18 protein-coding genes and 1 tRNA gene are annotated in these 20,562 nt (G+C 73.7%); 14 read left to right on the top strand and 5 right to left on the bottom strand.

All coding sequences use genetic code 11. The annotated features are described in order from the left end of the window. Nucleotides 1-43 precede the first annotated feature (43 nt). The 7 genes from galU (at nt 44) to AC068A_RS23365 (ending at nt 5,595) form a co-directional block, all read left to right on the top strand. A complete protein-coding gene (galU, locus tag AC068A_RS23395) occupies nt 44-946 on the top strand; it encodes a UTP--glucose-1-phosphate uridylyltransferase GalU (RefSeq protein WP_478587782.1) in 903 nt (300 codons plus the stop codon). Nucleotides 947-1,052: 106 nt separating this feature from the next. Further along, nucleotides 1,053-2,348 carry a molybdotransferase-like divisome protein Glp gene (gene glp / locus AC068A_RS23390; RefSeq protein WP_478587814.1) on the top strand — a complete coding sequence of 432 codons (1,296 nt, stop codon included), beginning with the start codon at nt 1,053-1,055 and terminating at the stop codon, nt 2,346-2,348. A 159-nt stretch (nt 2,349-2,507) separates the two neighbouring features. Further along, entirely contained in the window at nt 2,508-2,987 is a 480-nt protein-coding gene (moaC, locus tag AC068A_RS23385) for a cyclic pyranopterin monophosphate synthase MoaC (protein ID WP_478587780.1), read from the top strand. A 98-nt stretch (nt 2,988-3,085) separates the two neighbouring features. Next, a complete protein-coding gene (locus AC068A_RS23380) occupies nt 3,086-3,607 on the top strand; it encodes a MogA/MoaB family molybdenum cofactor biosynthesis protein (RefSeq protein WP_478587812.1) in 522 nt (173 codons plus the stop codon). A 17-nt stretch (nt 3,608-3,624) separates the two neighbouring features. Continuing rightward, a complete protein-coding gene (locus AC068A_RS23375; protein ID WP_478587778.1) occupies nt 3,625-4,239 on the top strand; it encodes a GNAT family N-acetyltransferase in 615 nt (204 codons plus the stop codon). 181 nt (nt 4,240-4,420) lie between these two features. Further along, entirely contained in the window at nt 4,421-5,449 is a 1,029-nt protein-coding gene (sepX, locus tag AC068A_RS23370; RefSeq protein WP_478587777.1) for a divisome protein SepX/GlpR, read from the top strand. Nucleotides 5,450-5,521: 72 nt separating this feature from the next. Further along, nucleotides 5,522-5,595 (top strand) — tRNA-Ala (locus AC068A_RS23365). Between the two features lie 329 nt (nt 5,596-5,924). On the opposite strand, the gene AC068A_RS23360 is transcribed toward AC068A_RS23365, so the two are convergent. Then, entirely contained in the window at nt 5,925-6,416 is a 492-nt protein-coding gene (locus AC068A_RS23360) for a hypothetical protein (RefSeq protein ID WP_478587775.1), read from the bottom strand. Between the two features lie 85 nt (nt 6,417-6,501). After that, the gene (locus tag AC068A_RS23355) at nt 6,502-6,993 is read right to left on the bottom strand and encodes a GNAT family N-acetyltransferase (protein ID WP_478587773.1); all 492 of its coding nucleotides are present in this window, start codon (nt 6,991-6,993) and stop codon (nt 6,502-6,504) included. A gap of 38 nt (nt 6,994-7,031) precedes the next feature. Between AC068A_RS23355 and AC068A_RS23350 the strand changes: the two genes are divergently transcribed. Next, nucleotides 7,032-7,835, top strand: coding sequence for an exodeoxyribonuclease III (locus tag AC068A_RS23350; RefSeq protein WP_478587772.1), 804 nt, complete (start codon nt 7,032-7,034; stop codon nt 7,833-7,835). On the opposite strand, the gene AC068A_RS23345 is transcribed toward AC068A_RS23350, so the two are convergent. Further along, nucleotides 7,817-8,557 carry a MerR family transcriptional regulator gene (locus AC068A_RS23345; protein ID WP_478587770.1) on the bottom strand — a complete coding sequence of 247 codons (741 nt, stop codon included), beginning with the start codon at nt 8,555-8,557 and terminating at the stop codon, nt 7,817-7,819. The two genes, AC068A_RS23350 and AC068A_RS23345, sit on opposite strands and share 19 nt — an antisense overlap. Before the next feature lie 141 nt (nt 8,558-8,698). On the opposite strand from AC068A_RS23345, the gene AC068A_RS23340 reads away from it, so the two are divergent. Genes AC068A_RS23340 through AC068A_RS23330 form a run of 3 tightly spaced genes read left to right on the top strand, consistent with a single transcriptional unit; the run spans nt 8,699 to nt 12,209 of the window. After that, nucleotides 8,699-10,324 carry a flavin-containing monooxygenase gene (locus AC068A_RS23340; protein WP_478587768.1) on the top strand — a complete coding sequence of 542 codons (1,626 nt, stop codon included), beginning with the start codon at nt 8,699-8,701 and terminating at the stop codon, nt 10,322-10,324. Continuing rightward, complete coding sequence (locus tag AC068A_RS23335) at nt 10,321-11,322, top strand: alpha/beta fold hydrolase (RefSeq protein WP_478587766.1); 1,002 nt, start codon at nt 10,321-10,323, stop codon at nt 11,320-11,322. The genes AC068A_RS23340 and AC068A_RS23335 overlap by 4 nt, the downstream gene beginning before the upstream one ends. Then, nucleotides 11,319-12,209, top strand: a complete 891-nt coding sequence (locus AC068A_RS23330) for an SDR family oxidoreductase (protein ID WP_478587764.1) — start codon at nt 11,319-11,321, stop codon at nt 12,207-12,209. Before AC068A_RS23335 ends, AC068A_RS23330 begins: the two co-directional genes overlap by 4 nt. Before the next feature lie 147 nt (nt 12,210-12,356). On the opposite strand, the gene AC068A_RS23325 is transcribed toward AC068A_RS23330, so the two are convergent. Next, nucleotides 12,357-15,653: a S41 family peptidase gene (locus tag AC068A_RS23325; RefSeq protein ID WP_478587762.1), complete on the bottom strand. Its 3,297-nt coding sequence runs from the start codon at nt 15,651-15,653 to the stop codon at nt 12,357-12,359. A gap of 162 nt (nt 15,654-15,815) precedes the next feature. Between AC068A_RS23325 and AC068A_RS23320 the strand changes: the two genes are divergently transcribed. Continuing rightward, nucleotides 15,816-16,406 (top strand): TetR/AcrR family transcriptional regulator, encoded by a 591-nt coding sequence (locus tag AC068A_RS23320; RefSeq protein ID WP_478587760.1) that lies wholly within the window; start codon nt 15,816-15,818, stop codon nt 16,404-16,406. A gap of 116 nt (nt 16,407-16,522) precedes the next feature. Beyond that, the gene (locus AC068A_RS23315) at nt 16,523-18,721 is read left to right on the top strand and encodes an MMPL family transporter (RefSeq protein WP_478587758.1); all 2,199 of its coding nucleotides are present in this window, start codon (nt 16,523-16,525) and stop codon (nt 18,719-18,721) included. 148 nt (nt 18,722-18,869) lie between these two features. On the opposite strand, the gene AC068A_RS23310 is transcribed toward AC068A_RS23315, so the two are convergent. After that, on the bottom strand, nt 18,870-19,304 hold the full coding sequence (locus tag AC068A_RS23310) for an SsgA family sporulation/cell division regulator (protein WP_478587756.1): 435 nt from the start codon (nt 19,302-19,304) through the stop codon (nt 18,870-18,872). A 183-nt stretch (nt 19,305-19,487) separates the two neighbouring features. Here AC068A_RS23310 and AC068A_RS23305 point away from each other — a divergent pair, with 183 nt between their 5' ends. Further along, a complete protein-coding gene (locus AC068A_RS23305) occupies nt 19,488-20,561 on the top strand; it encodes an energy-coupling factor ABC transporter permease (RefSeq protein ID WP_478587754.1) in 1,074 nt (357 codons plus the stop codon). Nucleotide 20,562 lies beyond the last annotated feature (1 nt).

Here is a 20,562-nt window from a genome sequence, read left to right as displayed (position 1 = left end):
TTCTCAATCAGGGGCCAGGACATCACCCACTATGGTTCTGCCCATGACTCAGTTGCACCCCGTGATCAAAAAGGCAGTCATCCCTGCCGCGGGCCTCGGCACCCGCTTCCTTCCGGCGACCAAGGCGACGCCCAAGGAAATGCTCCCGGTCGTGGACAAGCCGGCCATCCAGTACGTCGTCGAGGAGGCCGTCTCGGCCGGACTGGACGACGTCCTCATGATCACAGGGCGTAACAAGCGGGCCCTGGAGGACCACTTCGACCGCAACTACGAGCTGGAGTCGGCGCTCGCGGCCAAGGGCGACGACGACCGCCTCAAGAAGGTCCAGGAATCCAGCGACCTGGCCACCATGCACTACGTCCGCCAGGGCGACCCGCGAGGCCTCGGCCACGCCGTCCTGTGTGCCGAGCCGCACGTCGGCAACGAGCCCTTCGCCGTCCTCCTCGGCGACGACCTCATCGACCCGCGCGACCCGCTGCTGCGCCAGATGGCGGACGTGCACGCCCGGACCGGCGGCACCGTCATCGCCCTGATGGAGGTGGACCCGGCCAACGTCCACCTGTACGGCTGCGCCGCCGTCGAGCCCACCGACGACGAGGGCGTCGTCCGCATCACCGGCCTCGTCGAGAAGCCGGACCCCGAGGACGCGCCGAGCAACTACGCGGTCATCGGACGCTATGTCCTCAACCCCGCGATCTTCGACATACTGCGGGAGACCGAGCCGGGCCGCGGCGGGGAGATCCAGCTCACCGACGGCCTGCAGAAGCTGGCCGCCGACGAGACCGTGGGCGGCCCGGTGCACGGCGTGGTCTTCCGGGGCCGCCGCTACGACACCGGGGACCGCGGCGACTACCTGCGGGCCATCGTCCGCCTCGCGTGCGAGCGTGAGGACCTGGGCCCGGAGTTCCGCACCTGGCTTCGCCGTTACGTCACGGAGGAGATGTAGCACCTTGAGCAGCAGCCCTGAGGCATCGCAGGCAGCGGAGGCGCCGCAGGCGGCAGAGGCGGCGGAGGCGCCGCAGGACACCGGCGGCTCCCCCGAGCACCGGCGCCTGTGGTCGGTGGACGAGCACCTCGCGGACGTACTCGCCGCCGTCCGGCCGCTGGAGCCGATCGAACTCCAGCTGCTCGATGCCCAGGGCTGTGTCCTGGTCGAGGACGTCACCGTGCCCGTCGCCCTCCCGCCCTTCGACAACAGCTCGATGGACGGGTACGCGGTCCGCACCGCCGACGTCCAGGGCGCCAGCGAGGAGTTCCCCGCGGTGCTGACGGTCATCGGGGACGTGGCGGCGGGCAGCGGCGAGCTGCCCGCCGTCGGCCCCGGCCAGGCCGCCCGGATCATGACCGGGGCGCCGCTTCCCCCCGGCGCGGAGGCCGTCGTACCGGTCGAGTGGACCGACGGCGGCACGGGCGGCGGCGCGGCCTCCGGGATGGCCCCGGCCAGCGCGGCCCCCGAGGGCGCGGGCGGCGAGGTACGGGTGCACCGGCCGGCCGAGGCGCGGGCGCACGTCCGCGCCCGCGGCAGCGACGTCCGGGCCGGCGAGCTCGCGCTCGCCGCGGGCACGGTGCTCGGCCCGTCGCAGATCGCCCTGCTGGCCGCCATCGGGCGTGCCACCGTACGGGTCCGGCCGCGCCCGCGCGTGGTCGTGATGTCCACCGGCAGCGAGCTGGTCCAGCCCGGCGAGGCCCTGGCAGCGGGCGCCATCTACGACTCGAACAGCTTCGCCCTGGCCGCCGCCGCCCGGGACGCCGGGGCCATCGCCTACCGGGTCGGGGCCGTCGCCGACGACGCCGAGACCCTGAAGGCCGCCATCGAGGAGCAGCTGGTCCGCGCCGACCTGCTGGTCACCACGGGCGGCGTCAGCGTCGGCGCGTACGACGTGGTCAAGGAGGCCCTGTCCTCGATCGGCGCCGCCCCCGACGAGCCGGACGCCGGCCGGATGGACTTCCGCAAGCTCGCGATGCAGCCGGGCAAGCCGCAGGGCTTCGGCACCATCGGCCCCGACCACACCCCGCTGCTGGCCCTGCCCGGCAACCCGGTGTCCTCGTACGTCTCCTTCGAACTGTTCGTACGGCCCGTGATCCGCGCGCTCATGGGCCTGCCGGACGTCAGCCGGCCGAGCGTGCGCGCGGTCCTGAAGGCCGACAAGGCGCTCGGCTCCCCGGCCGGCCGCCGCCAGTTCCTGCGCGGCGCGTACGACGCGGACAGCGGCACGGTCAGCCCGGTCGGCGGATCCGGCTCGCACCTGATCGCCGCACTGGCCCATGCCGACGCGCTGATGGTCGTACCGGAGGACGTCACCTCCGTGCAGCCCGGCAGCGAGCTGGACGTGATCCCGCTCGGCTGAGGCCGCACGCCCGGCGGGGCGCCCGGAGTCGGCGGGGCGCCCGGAGTCGACGGGGCGCCCGGAGCCGTTCCCCCGGCGCGCCCCTGTCCCGGCAGGTGCGGGTAGCGTGTTGCACCACACAGGCCCCTCGGGGCCCGGGAGCGGGAGCGGCACGGACCCATGAACACGCAGAGCAGGCTGACCCACATCGACGAGGCCGGAGCGGCCCGGATGGTGGACGTCTCGGAGAAGGACGTCACGACGCGGACGGCGCGCGCCAGCGGGCGCGTGCTCGTCTCCCCCCAGGTGATCGAGCTGCTGCGGGGCGAGGGCGTGCCCAAGGGCGATGCCCTCGCCACGGCGCGGATCGCCGGGATCATGGGCGCGAAGAAGACCCCCGACCTGATCCCGCTCTGCCATCCGCTGGCCGTCTCCGGGGTGAAGGTGGACCTGTCGGTCGCCGACGACGCCGTCGAGATCCTCGCCACCGTCAAGACCGCCGACCGGACGGGCGTGGAGATGGAGGCGCTGACCGCCGTCGCGGTCGCCGGGCTCACCGTCGTCGACATGGTCAAGGCCGTCGACAAGGGCGCCGTCATCACGGACATCCGGGTGGAGGAGAAGACCGGCGGCAAGTCCGGCGACTGGACCCGCGCGTGAACGCCCCGCGCGGCGGCGACGCCTTCAGCCACGCCCACGGCGCGGGCGGCGACCCGGCCGCCGGTGCCGGTGCGACTGCGGGTTCCGGCGCGGGGCCCGTGCCGCCCGCCGCGGCGGGCGCCCGGCAGGCGCGCGGCCTGGTGGTCACCGCCTCCAACCGCGCCTCGGCCGGCGTGTACGCCGACAAGGGCGGCCCCCTGCTGGTCGAGGGGCTGCTGGCGCTCGGCTTCACCGTGGACGGCCCGCGCGTCGTCCCGGACGGCGACCCCGTGGAGCAGGCGCTGCGCGAGGGCGTGGCCGCCGGGTACGACGTCATCCTCACCACCGGCGGCACCGGCATCTCGCCGACCGACCGCACCCCGGACGTCACGGCGCGGGTGCTGGACTACGAGGTCCCGGGCATCCCGGAGGCCATCCGGGCCGAGGGCCTGGCGAAGGTGCCGACCGCGGCCCTGTCCCGGGGGCGCGCGGGCGTGGCCGGCCGCACCCTGATCGTCAACCTGCCCGGCTCCACCGGAGGCGTCCGCGACGGCCTTGCGGTCCTGGCGCGGATCCTCCCGCACGCCGTGGACCAGATCCGGGGCGGCGACCACCCGGCACCGTCGGGGAGCCCGAGCTGAACGGACCCACCTGGCCGGTGGCGCTCACGGACGGCGACGTCACCCTGCGGCCGATAAAGATGCGGGACCAGAGCGCCTGGCGCGAGGTGAACCGGCGCAACCGCGAATGGCTCCGGCCGTGGGAGGCCACGATTCCGCCGCCCGCGCCCTGGGGGCCGGTGGTCCGGCGCCCGACCTACCGGCAGATGGTCCGCCATCTGCGGGCCGAGGCGAACGCGGGGCGGATGCTGCCGTTCGTCATCGAGTACCGGGGGCGGCTGGTCGGCCAGCTGACGGTCGCCGGGATCACCTGGGGCTCCATGTGCGCGGGCCACATCGGCTACTGGGTGGACCGCGAGGTGGCGGGGCGCGGAGTGATGCCCACCGCCGTGGCGCTTGCGGTGGACCACTGCTTCGCGCGGGTCGGGCTGCACCGGATCGAGGTCTGCATCCGGCCGGAGAACGGGCCGAGCCGGCGCGTGGTGGAGAAGCTGGGCTTCCGCGAGGAGGGGCTGCGGCCGCGCTACCTGCACATCGACGGGGCGTGGCGCGACCACCTGGTGTACGCGCTGACGGCGGAGGAGGTCCCGGAGGGCCTGGTGTCCCGCTGGCACCGCACGCGGGACCGGGGGCCGGACGTGGGCGCGCCATAAACGGCGCGCGTCGCCGGGAAAACGAATCCGAATATGCGTTCGAATTCCTGGGGCCGGGTTCCGATTCGCCCATATCCTGATCCGAAGAGTCACAAAAAAAGTCGGTGATATCAGCCGGTTCGTGCGACACACCGGCCCAATTGGCGGATCCCCCCGGCCGTATCCCTCTACGGTGTGAGGTGTGAGCAGCAGCGGCCTCATCTACGCAGTCATCGTGGGGGCCTGGGCCGCCTACTTGGTGCCCATGTGGCTCCGGAGGCAGGACGAGCTGAACGAGGCCCGTCCGACGGAACGCTTCTCCACCGCCATCCGGCTGCTTTCCGGCCGGGCGGGAATGGAGCGCCGTTACGCCAAGGGGCTGCGTGAGCGCGCCGACCAGGAGGCGGAACCCCAGTACCTGGCGGATCCGGACGCCGCGACGGAAACGGTGAATTCCGTGGACGCCGACGCCCGGCCCGTCGGCCTGCCCGCAACCAGGACGGAACCGAGGTCGGCCGCGATGGAGCGGCAGGCCGTGGCGGAGCGGCAGCGGCGCCAGCAGCGCCTCCAGGTGCTCGCCCGGCGCCGGCGCACCACCGCGCTCCTCTTCCTGGTGTTCACGCTGGGCGCCGTCGTCGCCGCCGTCGGCGGCGTCGCGTACCTGTGGGCCCCGGGCCTGCCGGCCGTCCTGCTGAGCGCGTACATCGCGTACCTGCGCGCCCAGGAGCGGCGGCGCTACGAGTTCACCATGGACCGCCGGCGCGCCGAGGCGGCCGCCCGCCGGCTGCGCGAGAGCCGCCCGGGCCGCCGCGAGACCGAGGAGGCCCCGGGCGCCGAACCGGAGCCCGCACCGCCGGTCTCCCCGCAGGAGGCCGGACGGCGCGCCCTGGTCGAGCAGACCGACCACGCCGAGTGGGTGGACCAGCAGCGCGAACGCGGCCCCGGGCGCGGCGACAGCTGGGAGCCGGTCCCCGTCCCGCTGCCCACCTACGTGACGGCCCCGGTCGCCCCGCGCGCCACCGGCCCGGCGGTCCCGGACGCCTGGAGCGCCTCCCGCTCCAGCACGGCCGAGCCGACCGACCCCCGCCTGCGCGCCCAGCCCGCGGCCCCGGCCAAGCCGGACGCCGCCGCGCCCCAGCAGGCCGCCCGTCCGCGCGGCCGCGACCGCGGCCGCACGCCGCTGTTCGACCAGTACGAGAGCGACGACCGCCCCCGCGCGGCCAACGAATGACCGCCACGAGGCCGCTCAGGGAAGGGATTTTGGTGCAGCGACGCGGGGATGCTAATGTTTCACACGTCGCAAGGGCCTGTGGCGCAGTCTGGTAGCGCACCTCGTTCGCATCGAGGGGGTCTGGGGTTCAAATCCCCACAGGTCCACAAACGACAGTTCTCGGATAGCTACCGGGAATCGTCACGAGATCCCGTTCAGCCGAAAGGCTGGGCGGGATATCGGCGTTTCCGGGGCGTTTTCGAGGCGGTGTCCGACGTGGGAAGGGCCTTGGCGGTTGTCCGGCGGAGCCGCGGCCAGGTTCTCGGGGTGGTTCAGGTGCGTGGGGAATGCCGGGACTGCCGTGGGACGTGCGTGAGCCCGTTGAGTGGTGCTGGACCGTCAGCTGCTCGTGTCGACCGTCGCCGGCCGGGGCGGGGAATCTCGGCGGATGGGGGCCAGTGAGCAGCCGAAGGCCGGTGGAGTGGTCGGGTCGGGGTCAGTGCCGGCGGAGTTTCAGGCGGAACGACGGACAGGTGTCGGGGTCGAAGTCGTGGTAGAGGAAGACCCGCTTCGCGTCGATGCCTATGGAGAGCCGGTCGAGGGTATCGCTCGGGACGGCCTCGGCCTGGTCGTCGAACTCCAGCCGGAGCACGGCCCTGTCCCGGGGCGAGCGGCCGTTCTCCACCTGCCAGGTGCCGGAGCCGGTGAAGGGCTTGCCCGGCCGGGGGCCCCGGTGGTTCCCGGTGGGCCAGTTCTCCGCGGTGAGGGTGCCGCCGGTGGGTTCGCCGGGGGTGGGGGTGAGGGTGAGGCGGACGCCCTCGGCGTCGCGGGAGCCCACGTAGGTGCCGGCGAGTTCGCCGTCGGTCGCCGAGGCGGCGGCCACCGGGACGCAGCGTTCGAAGGCGTCCGAGCCGCAGGCGGTCAGCGAGCCGCCGAGCACGGCGAGGGCCGCCGCGGCGCGGGCGGTGCGGTGGGAGCGGTGGAGCACGGGATTTCTCTCCGTCCGTCGGAGGGCATCGCAGAGGATCCCGCCCGGTCGTCGGCCGGGCGGGATCCTGGAATGCGGCGGGCCGTCAGGTGAGGGGCTTGGCCATGCAGCGGCTGGACGCGTAGTCGCGGTAGTAGCCGAACTTCTCCGTCATGGCGTAGCCCGAGGAGAGGTAGAGGGCGATGGCCTCCGGCTGCTTGTCACCGGTCTCCAGGACCATGCGGGTGCGGCCGGCCGCGCGGGCGTCGGCCTCCAGCTCCGCCAGGATCCGGCGGGCGAGGCCGAGGCCGCGGGCCTCGGGGACGACGTACATGCGCTTCAGCTCGGCGTCGCCGTCCGAGTAGCCGTCGTCGTTCTCGTCCTGGGTGCGCCAGCCGCCGGTGGCCACCGGCGTTCCCGACGTGTCGTACGCCACGAGGTACAGGCCCCGCGGCGGGAGGAACATCGCCGGGTCGAGGTACGTGGCGTCGCCGTCGCCGTCGTACCGCAGCTGGTATTCGAGCTGTACCTGGTCGTTGAGCCTGATCGCGTCCGGGTGGTCGTACGGCACCGCGTGCAGGTCTATCCCGTGAGACATCAGGACATCGTACGGAAGGGTCCGGCTATGGTGCTGGGATGCTCACCGTGACCTCCGTGAATGTGAATGGGATCCGGGCCGCCGCCAAGAAGGGCTTCACCCCGTGGCTGGCCGACTCGGAGGCGGACGTCGTGTGCCTGCAGGAGGTACGGGCGGAGGAGGCGCAGATCCCGGACGAGGTGCGCGAGCCCGAGGGCTGGCACACCGTCTTCGCGCCGTCCGCCGCCAAGGGGCGGGCCGGGGTCGCCGTGTACGCGCGGCGGGAGCCCGAGCGGGTGCAGGTCGGGTTCGGGAGCGACGAGTTCGACGGCTCCGGGCGGTACCTGGAGGTCGACCTGCCCGGCGTGGTCGTCGCCAGCCTCTACCTGCCCTCCGGGGAGGCCGGGACCGAGAAGCAGGACGAGAAGTACCGGTTCATGGACGAGTTCCTGCCCTACCTGGCGGCCCTGAAGGAGAAGGCCGCGGCCGACGGGCGCGAGGTCGTCGTGTGCGGCGACTGGAACATCTGCCACCGGGAAGCGGACCTGAAGAACTGGCGGACCAACCGCAAGAGCGCCGGCTTCCTCCCCGAGGAGCGGGAGTGGCTCGGCAAGGTCTACTCCGAGGCCGGCTACGTGGACGTCGTACGGGAGCTGAACCCCGACGCGGAGGGGCCGTACTCCTGGTGGTCCTACCGGGGGCGGGCCTTCGACAACGACTCCGGCTGGCGGATCGACCTCCAGGTCGCGACACCGGGGCTGGCGGCGCGGGCCGTGAAGGCGTTCGTGGAGCGGGCCGGGACGCATCCGGAGCGGTGGTCCGACCACGCGCCGGTGACCGTCGTCTACGAGGCCGGTGTCTGAGCCTGCGGACCCTCCGCCGCCTCGGGCCGTGCCGGAGCGGACGCCGCGGCCAGGAGGCGGTCCATGGCCATGGAGAGCTCGGCCTCGACCACGCTCTTGGCCAGCGGCCGCAGGCGGGTGACCGCCTCCTCGCCCTCCTTGTCCCCCTTGCCCAGGTGCTCCGTGATCAGCCCGGCGAACAGCGCCGCCAGGGCGTCGGCGTGCTCGCGGACCCGGCGCCCGGTCTCCAGGACGGCGGCGAGCGGGACGCCCTCGCGCACCAGGGCCGAGGAGACGTCCAGCAGGCGGCGGCTGACGTGGACGATCTCGTCGCCGTCGGTGGCCACGTAGCCGAGGTCGAGGGAGGCCGCCAGGTTCTCCGGGGTGACCTCGCCCTCGAAGTAGTCGGCCAGCGCCTCCGGGGTCAGGCGTACGGGGGTCTCCTCGGACCAGCCGATGCCGAGCAGCTCGCCGAGCTGGCCGACGTCGCGGCCGCTCTCGAAGGCGGCGGTGAGCTCGGCGATGCCGCCGAGGGTGTGGCCGCGTTCGAGGAGGGCGGCGATGGTGCGCAGCCGGGCCAGGTGGTGGTCGTCGTACCAGGCGATCCGGCCCTCGCGGCGCGGCGGCGGCAGGAGTTTGCGCTCGCGGTAGAAGCGCAGAGTGCGGACGGGGATGCCGGCGGCCTCGGCCAGCTCCTCCGTGCGGTATTCGCGCACCGTCGTCCCCCTTCCCGTGTCTGCCACAGCCGAAGCCTATGGCGTACCGGCAGCAACTTTCCGGGTGCGACCCCTACCCAGCAGTACGGAGCTGCTCTACCCTCCCGATTGTGCCAGTGATTGCTGGCAGCGTGGCGCGATGGTGTGTTGGGGCGGCTGGGAGGCGGCATGGGCGGCACGGACAGGCACGAGGGCGGGCACGGACAGGAGAGCCGCGCGCAGCGGCGCGAGCATGTCCGGGTGGCGGTGATCGGGTCCGGCTTCGGCGGGCTCGGGGCGGCCGTCCGGCTGCGCCGCGAGGGGATCACGGACTTCGTCGTACTGGAGCGGGCCGACTCCGTCGGCGGGACCTGGCGGGACAACAGCTATCCGGGCTGCGCCTGCGACGTGCCGTCCCACCTGTACTCGTTCTCCTTCGCGCCCAACCCCGACTGGCCGCGGACCTTCTCGGGCCAGCCGCACATCCGGGCGTACCTGGAGCACGTCGCCGACACCTTCGGGCTGCGCCCGCACATCCGGCTGAACGCAGAGCTGCTGACGGCCCGCTGGGACAACGCCGAGCTGCGCTGGGAGCTCGAGACGTCCGCCGGCGCGCTCACCGCCGACGTCGTCGTCTCCGCGACCGGTGCGCTGTCCGACCCGAAGATGCCCGAGATCCCCGGGCTCGCCGGGTTCCCCGGCACCGTCTTCCACTCCGCGCGCTGGGACCACGGCTACGACCTGCGCGGCAAGCGGGTCGCCGTGGTCGGCACCGGCGCCTCCGCCATCCAGATCGTCCCGGCCGTCGCGCCCGACGTGGAGCGGCTCACCCTCTTCCAGCGCACCCCGCCGTGGGTGCTGCCCCGCACCGACCGGGCCATCAGCGCCGCCGAGCGCTGGCTGCACCGGCAGCTGCCGTTCACCGGGGCCGCGCGCCGCGGGCTGCTGTGGGGGATCCGGGAGCTCCAGGTCAGCGCCTTCACCAAGCGGCCGAACCAGCTCGGACTGATCGAGTCCCTGGCCAAGGCCAACATGGCGCGCTCGATCAAGGACCCGGCGCTGCTGGCCGAGCTGACGCCCTCGTACCGGATCGGCTGCAAGCGGATCCTGCTCTCCAGCGACTACTACCCGGCGCTCGCCCGCCCCAACGTGGACCTGGTCGCCTCCGGGCTGAAGGAGATCCGGGGCAGCGTCCTCGTCGCCGCCGACGGCACCGAGACCGAAGCCGACGCGATCGTCTTCGGCACCGGCTTCCACATCACGGACCTGCCGATCGCGGACCGCGTGGTGGGCGCGGAGGGGCGCACCCTCGCGGACCACTGGAAGGACGGGATGCAGGCGCTGCGCGGCACGACCGCCGCCGGCTTCCCGAACTGGATGACGATCATCGGGCCGAACACCGGGCTCGGGAACAGCTCGATGATCCTGATGATCGAGTCGCAGCTGAACTACCTGGCCGACTACCTGCGCCAGCTGAACGTCCTCGGCGGACGCGTCGCCCTCGCGGCCCGGCCCTCGGCCGTGAACCGCTGGAACCGGCAGATCCAGACCCGGATGGAGCGGACCGTGTGGAACACCGGCGGCTGCACCAGCTGGTACCTGGACGCGCAGGGCCGCAACACCACCGTCTGGCCGGGCACCACGGGGGAGTTCCGCAGGCTGACGCGGACCGTGGACCTGAGCGAGTACGAGGTCGTCCGCCTCCGGGAGCCCGGGCCCGGACGGGTCCCGGTCCCCGTCCCGGCCGCCGCTGCTGCCGAGACGGCTGCCGCCTCCGCCTCCGCCTCCGCCTCCGCCGAGGAGGGTGCCGCGTGAGCCGCCTGACGCACGTCGCCGGCGGCCGGTACGCGCCGCCCGCCGCCCGCCGCGAACTGGTCGCCGTATCCGCCGACGGGGCGCGGCTGCACGTGGAGGAGCACGGCGAGCCGGACGCGCCGCCCGTCGTGCTCGCCCACGGCTGGACCTGCTCCACCGCCTTCTGGGCCGCCCAGATCCGCGACCTCGCGGCCGACCACCGGGTCATCGCCTACGACCAGCGCGGCCACGGCCGCAGCCCCGCCGCCTCCGGCTACTCCACCACCGCCCTCGCCGACGACCTGGCCGCCGTGCTGCGGGCCGTCCTCGCCCCCGGCGAGCGGGCCGTGCTGGCCGGGCACTCCATGGGCGGCATGACGATCATGGCCGCCGCCGGGCGGCCCGAACTCGCCGAGCACGCCGCCGCCGTCCTGCTGTGCAGCACCGGCAGCTCCCGGCTGGCCGCCGAGGCGCTCGTGGTGCCGCTGCGCCCCGGACCCCTGCGGACCCGGCTGACCCGCGCGCTCCTCGGCTCCCGTGCGCCGCTCGGCCCGGTCACCCCGCCCGCCAAACGCGTGCTCAAGTACGCCACCATGGGCCCCGGTTCGGCGCCCGACAGGGTCGAGGCCTGCGCCCGGATCGTGCACGCCTGCCCCACCCCGGTCCGCCACGCCTGGTCGCAGGTCCTGGCCGAGCTCGACGTGGACGCCAACCTGGCCGCCCTCACCGCCCCCACCGCTGTCCTCGGCGGCACGGCCGACCGGCTGGCCCCGATCGTGCACGCCCGGCGCATCGCCGCCGCGCTGCCGCACTGCGTCGGGCTGACCGAGCTGACCGGGATGGGGCACATGACCCCGATCGAGGCCCCCGAGGCCGTCGCGGGCGCGGTGCGCGAGCTGACCGCCGCGTACCTCGGCGCCGGCACACCAGCCCCCGCCACCGGCGCCCCCGCCAGTGACACCGGCACCGGCACGCCCGCCACCGACACCGGCACCCCCGCGAAGGAGAAGACGCCGTGAGCCCGCGCAGGAGTCTGGAAGGCCAGGTCGCCGTCGTCACCGGCGCCGCCCGCGGCGTCGGCGAGCTGCTCGCCCGCAAACTGTCCGCGCGCGGCGCGCGGATCGCGCTGGTGGGACTGGAGCCGGAGGCCCTCAAGGAGGTCTCCGAGCGCCTGCACACCGACAGCGACCACTGGCACGCCGACGTCACCGACCACGAGGCCATGGCCCGGGTGGCGCAGGAGGTCAAGCAGCGCTTCGGCAAGGCCGACATCGTCGTCGCCAACGCGGGGGTGGCCGCGGGCGGCCCGTTCGCCGACTCCGACCCCGACGCCTGGCGCCGCGTGATCGAGGTCAACCTGATCGGCAGCGCCGTCACGGGCCGGGCCTTCCTCCCCGTCCTCACCGAAAGCCGCGGCTACTTCCTCCAGATCGCCTCGCTCGCCGCGATCACCCCGGCGCCGATGATGACCGCGTACTGCGCCTCCAAGTCCGGGGTCGAGGCCTTCGCCCACTGCCTGCGGGCCGAGGTCGCCCACAAGGGCGTCGGGGTGGGCGTCGGCTACCTGTCCTGGACCGACACCGACATGGTGCGCGGCGCCGACCGGGACGACGTGATGCGGGAGCTGCGGCAGCGGCTGCCGTGGCCGGCGAACCGCACCTACCCGCTGGGCCCGGCCGTGGACCGGATCGTCGCCGGGATCGAGCGGCGCTCGGCGCACGTGTACGCCCAGGGGTGGCTGCGCGGCATGCAGGGCGTACGGGGCTGGCTGCCGGGGCTGATCGCGGTCGGCGGCCGGCGGGACATGCAGCGGTTCGAGCCGCGGCTGGCCGGCGTCTCCAAGGGGCTCGTCGGGGCCGGCGGAGCCGCCGACGAGCGGGAGCGCGGCGGCAGTACGCCGGCCTGACGCCCGGACCGCCGTCCGGGGCCGCCCGGCGGCCCCGGACCCCGCGACCCGGCCCCAGCGCTCCGCTGGACGTCCGGTCATGAAACCGCGGGCCGGCGGGGGCTGGTCGCGCAGTTCCCCGCGCCCCTTGCGGGGCGCGGTACCCGCTCAGCGCGGCGGCAGCTTCGGCCGCCGCAGGTCGGGGACGTCCTCGTAGCCCGGCGGTACCGCGGCCGGCTCCTGCTCCAGGAGCTCCAGCGCCAGGTGCACGGCGTCGTCGAGCTCCCCGTGGCGTCCCTCCGCCCAGTCCAGCGGGGTCCGCAGGATCGCGAAGTCCGGCTCCACGCCGTGGTTCTCCACCGACCAGCCGTACTCCGGGAACCAGGCGGCGTTCATGGGCACCGTGATGACCGTGCCGTCGCCCAGGGTGTGCCGGCCGGTCATGCCGACGACGCCGCCCCAGGTGCGCTGGCCGACGACCGGGCCCAGGCCCAGCAGTTTGAAGGCCGCCGTGATCATGTCGCCGTCGGAGGAGGTGGCCTCGTCGGCCAGCGCCACGATCGGGCCGCGGGGCGCGTTGGAGGCGTAGCTCACCGGCTGGGCGTTGCGGGTGAGGTCCCAGCCCAGGATCGAGCGGGTGAGCTTCTCCACCACCAGCTCGCTGATGTGCCCGCCCGCGTTGCCGCGTACGTCCACGATCAGCGCGGGCCGGGACATCTCCATCCTGAGGTCCCGGTTGAACTGCGCCCAGCCCGAGCCGCCCATGTCGGGGATGTGCAGGTAGCCGCACTTGCCGCCGCTGACCTCGCGGACCACGGCGCGGCGCTTGGACACCCAGTGCTGGTAGCGCAGCGGCCGGTCGTCGATCAGCGGGACCACCGCCACCCGGCGGGCCGCGCCCTCGCCTTCCGCCGGCGTGAAGGTCAGCTCGACGGTGGTGCCGCCGGCCGCCGCCAGCAGCGGGTAGGGCCCGGTGACCGGGTCGACCGGGCGCCCGTCGACGTGGGTGAGCACCGCGCCCTCCCGGATGCCGCTGCCGGCCAGCGGGGAGCGGGCCTTGGAGTCGGAGGACTCGCCGGGCAGGATCCGCCGGACGACCCAGCCCCCGTCGCGGGGCACGAGGTCGGCGCCGAGCAGTCCGATGGGCCGCTGGTAGTGCGGCGGGCCCTCGTTGCGGCGGGCGGGGGAGACGTACGCGTGCGAGGTGCCGAGCTCGCCGAGGACCTCGCGCAGCAGGTCCGCGAACTCGTCGGGGGAGGCGACCCGTTCGACGAGCGGCCGGTACTGGCGCAGCACGCCGTCCCAGTCGATGCCGCACATGTCCGGCTCCCAGAAGTAGGCGCGGATCAGCCGGCCGGCCTCCTCGAAGGCCTGCCGCCACTCGGCCGCCGGGTCCGCCTCGTGGTGGATGCGCCGCAGGTCCAGGTATACGGTGGAGTCGCCGTCGCCGGCCTCGGTGGCCGGGACGGCCCGCAGGTCGCCGTCGTCGTTGAGGACGAGCCGGGTGCCGTCGCCGCTGACCGCGAACCAGTCCAGTCCGGAGGCCAGTTCCGTCTTGCGCGCCTTGGTGATGTCGAAGTGCTCCAGGGTGGGCTTGCCGCTGGTGTCGGCGGGGTTGGCGAAGGTCTCGCCGAGCGCGCCCGAGATGGGCCAGCGCAGCCACACCAGGCCGCCGCCGTGCACCGGGTACAGGGCCGAGTACTTGGACGCCGTCACCGGGAACGGGGTGACGCGGCTCTCCAGGCCCTCCACCTCCACGGTCACCGAGCCGTCGCCCTCCTCGCCGGTCTCCCCCTCCACCGGGTCGAGACCGCCCGCCGCGGGGCGGCCGTCGGGGGTGAACGCGAAGGGCGAGGGGGTCGCCGAGGACAGCGGCACCAGGTACGGGCGGCAGCCCAGCGGGAAGGACAGGTCGCCGGTGTGCACGTCGTAGACCGGGTCGAAGCCGCGCCACGACAGGAAGGCCAGGTAGCGGCCGTCGCGGGTGAAGACCGGGTTCTCGTCCACGAAGCGGCCGCTGGTGACGTCCACGATGTTCCGCGCGCCGGGACCGAAGATCCGGGCCATCTTGATCTGCCGCAGCGCGTGCCCGACGCCCGGGTGCGACCAGGTCAGGAACGACCCGTCCGGGGAGAACGCCAGGTCGGTGACGGGCCCGTTGACGGACCGGATCAGCTCGGTGACCTCGCCGGCCGAGTCCTCCGTCGCGTCGACGAGCAGCAGCCGGCCGTCCTGGGAGGCGATCGCGAGCCGCTCCCCGGCCGGGTCGGCCACCATCTCCAGTACGCGGCCCAGCTGCCCGGAGGCCAGCCGGCGCGGCTCCCGGTCGCCGGACGCCCGCGGCAGGTAGGCGATCTCGACCGCGTCCTCGCCCTCCGCGTCCGTGACGTACGCGACCTGCCCGCCCGTGCCGAGCATCTCGGGCTGCCGCACCCGTACGCCCGGGGTGTCGGCGATCGTCCGGGCGGGCCCGTCGCGGTGGGTGAGCCAGTACAGGCTGCCGCGCACGACGACGGCGCTGGCCCGGCCGGTGGTGTCGACGGACAGCGAGTCGACGTGGCTGCCGGCCGGCACCTGGTAGGTGCGCCGGCCCGCCCGCGGGCCGGCCAGGCGCACGTCGAGCCTGCGCGGGGCGGAGCCGGGGGCCAGCGACTCGACGAGCCAGAGCTCCCCGGCGCACTGGTAGACGACCCGGGAGCCGTCGCTGGAGGCGTGCCGGGCGTAGAACTCCTCGTGGTCGGTGTGGCGGCGCAGGTCGGTGCCGTCGGGCAGGCAGGAGTACAGGTTGCCGATGCCCTCGTGGTCGCAGAGAAAGGCGATCCGGCCGGCGACGAACATGGGCGCGTCGAGGTGGCCGCCGATGTCCTCCAGCAGCCGCTTGCCGTGCAGCCAGAGCCGTCCGGTGGCGCCGCCGCGGTAGCGCTTCCAGGCGGCGGGCTCGTGCGGGGGCTTGCCGGTCAGCAGCAGGGTGCGCCGCTCGCCGGGGCCGTCGCCGTCGTGCTCCTCCTCGTGCACGGCGATGTCCGAGACCGGGCCCCAGGGGAGTTTGCCGCCGGGGGAGCCGTCGGTGGGCAGCCTGTAGGCCCACGCGAAGTGGGAGAACGGCTGCCCGTGCGAGGAGACGGCCAGGATGTCGCTGTGGCCGTCCTTGTCGGGCGGGGTCCAGCCGCAGACCCGGGTGTCGGTGGCGCCCCAGTAGGTGAGCCGGCGGGCCGGGCCGCCTTCGACGGGGGCGAGGTGGACCTCGGGGTCGAGGCTGCGCCAGGTGGTGTAGGCGATGTGGCGGCCGTCGGGGGAGAAGCGGGGGTGGCCGATGCGGGTGCGGTCGACGGTGATCCGCCAGGCCCGGCCGGGGCTCTGCCCCTCGGGGACCAGCGGTGCGATCCACAGGTCGTCCTCGGCGGCGAAGCACAGCAGGTCGCCGTGGAGGTGCGGGAAACGGAGGTATGCGAGGTCGTGGCTCACCCCACAATGCTTTCCGCGCCAGGGGGGCCCGGCAACTCGTACAGGTGATCCACGCCACCCAGAAAGCGAAACGGAACGGTTTCGTTTCGCTCGCGCCGGGGGTATCGTCGTCCTTGTACGACGTGAAGTACGAAACGGTTTCGTTCGAAGGGAGGCGCCGTGGTGTCCGACGAGGTCTCGTCGCGGCGCAGCCGCATCACCCCCGAACGGGAGGCCGAACTCCACGGAGCGGTCCTCGACCTGCTGCGCGAAGTCGGCTACGACGCACTGACCATGGACGCGGTCGCCGCCCGCACCAAGTCCAGCAAGGCCACCCTCTACCGCCAGTGGGGGAGCAAGCCCGAGCTGGTCGCCCGGGCCCTGCGCTGCACGCAGCCGGTCTCCCTGGAGGAGATCGACACCGGCAGCCTGCGCGGGGACTTCGGACTCATGGTCCAGCACTCCGACGACGCGCAGATGGCCAAGGACACCGCCCTGATCCGGGGCCTGGCCCATGCCGTCCACACGAGCCCGGAACTCCACCAGGCTCTGCGGGAGCTGCTGATCGACCCGGAGATCACCGGACTCCAGGTGATGCTCCTGCGGGCCGTCGACCGGGGTGAGATCGCCCCGGACTGTCCGGCCCTGGATTTCGTACCGCACATGCTCATCGGGGCCTTCATCGCGCTCCCCCTCATCGAGGACCGGTCCGTCGACCGGGCCTTCCTCGGTGAGTTCATCGACGCCGTGGTCTTCCCCGCCCTCGGCGTCTGAGTCACCCGCGCACCGTTCCTGCTGCTCCTGACACGCCGCTCTCGTCGTCGGGCCGGCTCCCCACGCCCTGATCCGTACTCGGATACATCCCACGACCAGAACGGGAGACCGCCTCCGTGGCCACCTTCCTCTACCGTCTCGGCCGGGGCGCCTTCCGGCGCCGCGGCCTCGTCGCCCTCATATGGGTGGCGCTGCTGTTCGCCGCCGGCTTCGGCGCGGCGTCGGCCGGCGCGCCCACCTCCGGCTCGTTCTCGATGCCCGGCACGGAGGCCCAGAAGGCCTTCGACCTGCTCGACGAGAAGTTCCCGGGCATGTCCGCCGACGGCGCCTCCGCCCGTATCGTCATCAAGGCGCCGCAGGGCGCCAAGATCACCGACGAGGCGAACAAGGCCCAGGTCGAGAAGATCGTCTCCGGCCTCCAGGAAGGCCCGGGCAAGACCCAGATCGCCTCGGTCGCCGACCCCTTCCAGGTGCAGGCCGTCAGCCAGGACGGCTCCACCGCCTACGTGAGCGTCAAGTACACCGTCAGCGGCATGGAGCTGAAGGACGACACGCGCGAGGCGCTCACCGAGTCCGGCACCGCGGCCAAGGCCGCCGGGCTGACCGTCGAGATCGGCGGCGACGCCCTGATGGCGGCCCCCGAGACCGGCTCCGGCGAGGTCATCGGCATCGTGGTCGCCGCGATCGTGCTGGTCATCACCTTCGGCTCGCTGGTCGCGGCCGGGCTGCCGCTGCTGACCGCGCTGATCGGCGTCGGCATCGGCGTCTCCACCATCACCGCGCTCGCCAACGTGCTGGACCTCGGCACCACCACCTCCACCCTCGCGATGATGATCGGCCTCGCCGTCGGCATCGACTACGCCCTCTTCATCGTCTCCCGCTACCGCGTGGAGCTCGCCGAGGGCCACGAGCGGGACGAGGCCGCGGGCCGGGCCGTCGGCACCGCCGGCTCCGCCGTCGTCTTCGCCGGCCTGACCGTGGTCATCGCCCTGGTGGGCCTCGCCGTGGCCGACATCCCGATGCTGACCAAGATGGGCCTCGCGGCCGCGGGCACCGTGGTCATCGCCGTCCTCGTCGCCCTGACGCTGGTCCCGTCCATCCTGGGCTTCGCCGGCAGGAAGGTGCTGCCCGCGGGCACGAAGAGCAGGCTGTTCGGCAAGGGCCGCCCGGCCGGCGCCGAGCCCAAGGCGAACGTCGGCACCCGCTGGGCCCGCTTCGTGCTGCGCCGCCCGGTGATCGTCCTCCTCCTCGGCGTGATCGGGCTCGGCGCGATCGCGGTCCCGGCGGGCAAGCTGGAGATGGGCCTGCCCGACGACGGCTCCCAGCCGGTCTCCACCACCCAGCGCAGGGCGTACGACCTGCTGTCGGAGGGCTTCGGCCCCGGCTTCAACGGGCCGCTCCTGGTGGTCGTCGACGGCGGCAGGAAGCTCGCCGACGAGACCGGGGAGCGGATCAAGGGCCTGGAGGGCGTGGCCGTGGTCACCCCGCCGACGCCCAACCAGGACGGCACCGCCGCCGTGATCACCGTCATCCCGAAGGACCGCCCGTCCTCCACGCAGACCGAGGCCCTCGTCCGCGAGATCCGCGACAGCAGTGGGGACGACGTCCTCGTCACCGGCGCGACCGCGATGAACATCGACTTCTCGCAGAAGATGGACGAGGCGCTGCCGCCCTACCTGGCGCTCGTCGTCGGCCTCGCCTTCCTGCTGCTGATGGTCGTCTTCCGCTCCGTCCTGGTCCCGCTCAAGGCGGCCCTCGGCTTCCTGCTGTCCGTCGTCGCAGCCCTCGGCGCCGTCGTCGCGGTCTTCCAGTGGGGCTGGCTCGGCTCGGTCTTCGGGGTGGAGCAGACCGGCCCGATCATGAGCATGATGCCGATCTTCATGGTGGGCGTCGTCTTCGGCCTGGCCATGGACTACGAGGTCTTCCTCGTCACCCGGATGCGTGAGGCGTACGTCCACGGCGAGCGCCCGGGCCAGGCCGTCGTGACCGGCTTCCAGTACAGCGCCCGGGTGGTCGTCGCCGCCGCGGTGATCATGATCGCGGTGTTTGCCGGGTTCATCGGCGCCAGCGAGCAGATGGTGAAGATGATCGGCTTCGGCCTGGCCGTCGCCGTCTTCTTCGACGCCTTCATCGTCCGCATGGCCATCGTCCCGGCGGTGCTCGCCCTGCTCGGCCACCGGGCCTGGTGGCTGCCGCGCTGGCTGGACCGGCTGCTGCCGAACGTGGACGTGGAGGGCGAGACCCTGCGCAAGCACCTCGAGGCCGCCGGCTCCGCGGAGGGCCCGGGCAGGGACCGCGACCTGGTCAACGCCTGACTGCGAGCCGGTCAACGCCCGACCGGCGCCGAACACCGGTACGGGTACTGCTACCGGCACCGCGAGGCCCGGCACCGCACCCGGTCGATCCGATGGGATCGCCGGGAGCGGGGCCGGGCCTCCGCGCGTTCCGGCCCGGGGCGGCCCGTTACGCCGACCGGGTGGCGGGGGCGTACGTACGGCGCAGGAAGCGGCGCAGCGCGGCGCTGTCGAACTGGATGACCGCCACCCCCTCCGGGGAGTGGAACTCCACGACCGCCTGGACGCGGCCGCAGGGCCAGACGCGCACGTCGCCGGTCCCGCTCGGGGCTTGGAGCCCGGCCTCCAGCAGGGCCCGCGGGAAGACCCACTCGTTGTCGGTGCCCTCGGGGGAGAGGCCCGCGGGGAAGACGATCCGCACGGCGAGCGGCTCGGCGGGGGCGAACCGCAGGGCGACGGGGATCTTCCGGTAGAGCGGATCGTCGCTGATCACGCGGGCGGTGACGCGCTCCTCGACGGCAGCGACGGCGACAGCGGCGGTCGTGGTGGCGGTGCCGGCCGTGGCGGTGGCGGGCCCGGAGGGATTCTCGGCGGTGGCAGACATCGACAAGACTCCTCGAATCGGAACGAAGCAGTCCGTATTCCCTTCAGCCTCGCACATTCCGACGAAGCTGCGAACAAGTATCTGTGGTGACGCCGCTCTTGCCAGCGGTTTGCAACTAGGCCCTATTCTTGAGCGGATAAAGATTTTGTCAGCTCAAGGACCGCAGGAAGCGGAGCCAGCCTCATGCACGTGCCCGACGGATTCATCGACGCCCCCGTCTCCCTCGCCGCCGGCGCCGCCGCCGCCGGCGCGGTCGCCGTCAGCCTCCGCGGCGCCCGCCGCGAGCTCGACGAGCGCACCGCCCCGCTCGCCGGACTCGTCGCCGCCTTCATCTTCGCCGTCCAGATGCTGAACTTCCCCGTCGCCGCCGGCACCAGCGGGCACCTGCTGGGCGGGGCGCTCGCCGCGATACTCGTCGGGCCCTGGACCGGCGTGCTCTGCGTGTCCGTCGTCCTGCTCATGCAGAGCGTCCTGTTCGCCGACGGCGGGCTCACCGCCCTCGGCGTGAACGTCGTCAACATGGCCGTCGTGACCGTCCTCGTCGCCTACGCCGTCTTCCGCGGCCTGGCCCGGCTCCTGCCCCGCACCCGGCGCTCCGTCACCGTCGCCGCCTTCGCCGGGGCACTCGTCTCGGTCCCCGCCTCCGCCGCCGCCTTCACCCTCATGTACGCCGTCGGCGGCACCACCGACGTCCCGATCGGCAAGGTGCTCACCGCCATGCTGGGCGTGCACGTCCTCATCGGCATCGGCGAGGCGGCCATCACCGCCGCGACCGTGGGCGCCGTCCTCGCCGTACGGCCGGACCTGGTCCACGGGGCGCGCGGGCTGACGGTGCCGCTGAAGCTGCGCGTCGGCGGCGAGCTCGTTGACGCCCCGGCGCAGACCACCGCCGCCCCGGCCGCGCCCGCTGCCGCCGCCGCCCGTTCGACGAAGAAGGTGTGGGGCGCGGGCCTCGCCACCGCCCTCGTCCTGGCCGGCGTCGTCTCCTTCTACGCCTCCGCCGACCCCGACGGCCTGGAGAAGGTCGCCGCCGACCAGGGCATCGACCAGAACGTCCGCGAGCACGCCGCAGCCGGCTCCCCCCTCGCCGACTACGGCGTCAAGGACGTCGGGAACGCCCGCCTCTCCGGCGGCCTCGCCGGCGTGATCGGCGTCGGCGCCACCGTCGCCGTCGGCACCGGCGTCTTCTGGGCCGTGCGCCGGCGCCGCGCCGACGCCCCCGCGCAGGCCGCCGCCCCCACCCCCTCGGCCGGCTGAC

The sequence above is a fragment of the Streptomyces sp. NPDC043854 genome, assembly GCF_056436005.1.
The sequence above is the reverse complement of the archived record's forward strand: the minus strand, read 5'-3'. Positions and strand labels throughout refer to the sequence as shown.

Bases quoted from the DNA above. Each gene is read 5' to 3' on its own strand.
- galU (WP_478587782.1), top strand. From the start codon at position 44: ATGACTCAGTTGCACCCCGTGATCAAAAAGGCAGTCATCCCTGCCGCG.
- moaC (WP_478587780.1), top strand. From the start codon at position 2,508: ATGAACACGCAGAGCAGGCTGACCCACATCGACGAGGCCGGAGCGGCC.
- AC068A_RS23355 (WP_478587773.1), bottom strand. From the start codon at position 6,993: ATGTCTCACGGGATAGACCTGCACGCGGTGCCGTACGACCACCCGGAC.
- AC068A_RS23350 (WP_478587772.1), top strand. From the start codon at position 7,032: ATGCTCACCGTGACCTCCGTGAATGTGAATGGGATCCGGGCCGCCGCC.
- AC068A_RS23340 (WP_478587768.1), top strand. From the start codon at position 8,699: ATGGGCGGCACGGACAGGCACGAGGGCGGGCACGGACAGGAGAGCCGC.
- AC068A_RS23310 (WP_478587756.1), bottom strand. From the start codon at position 19,304: ATGTCTGCCACCGCCGAGAATCCCTCCGGGCCCGCCACCGCCACGGCC.
- AC068A_RS23305 (WP_478587754.1), top strand. From the start codon at position 19,488: ATGCACGTGCCCGACGGATTCATCGACGCCCCCGTCTCCCTCGCCGCC.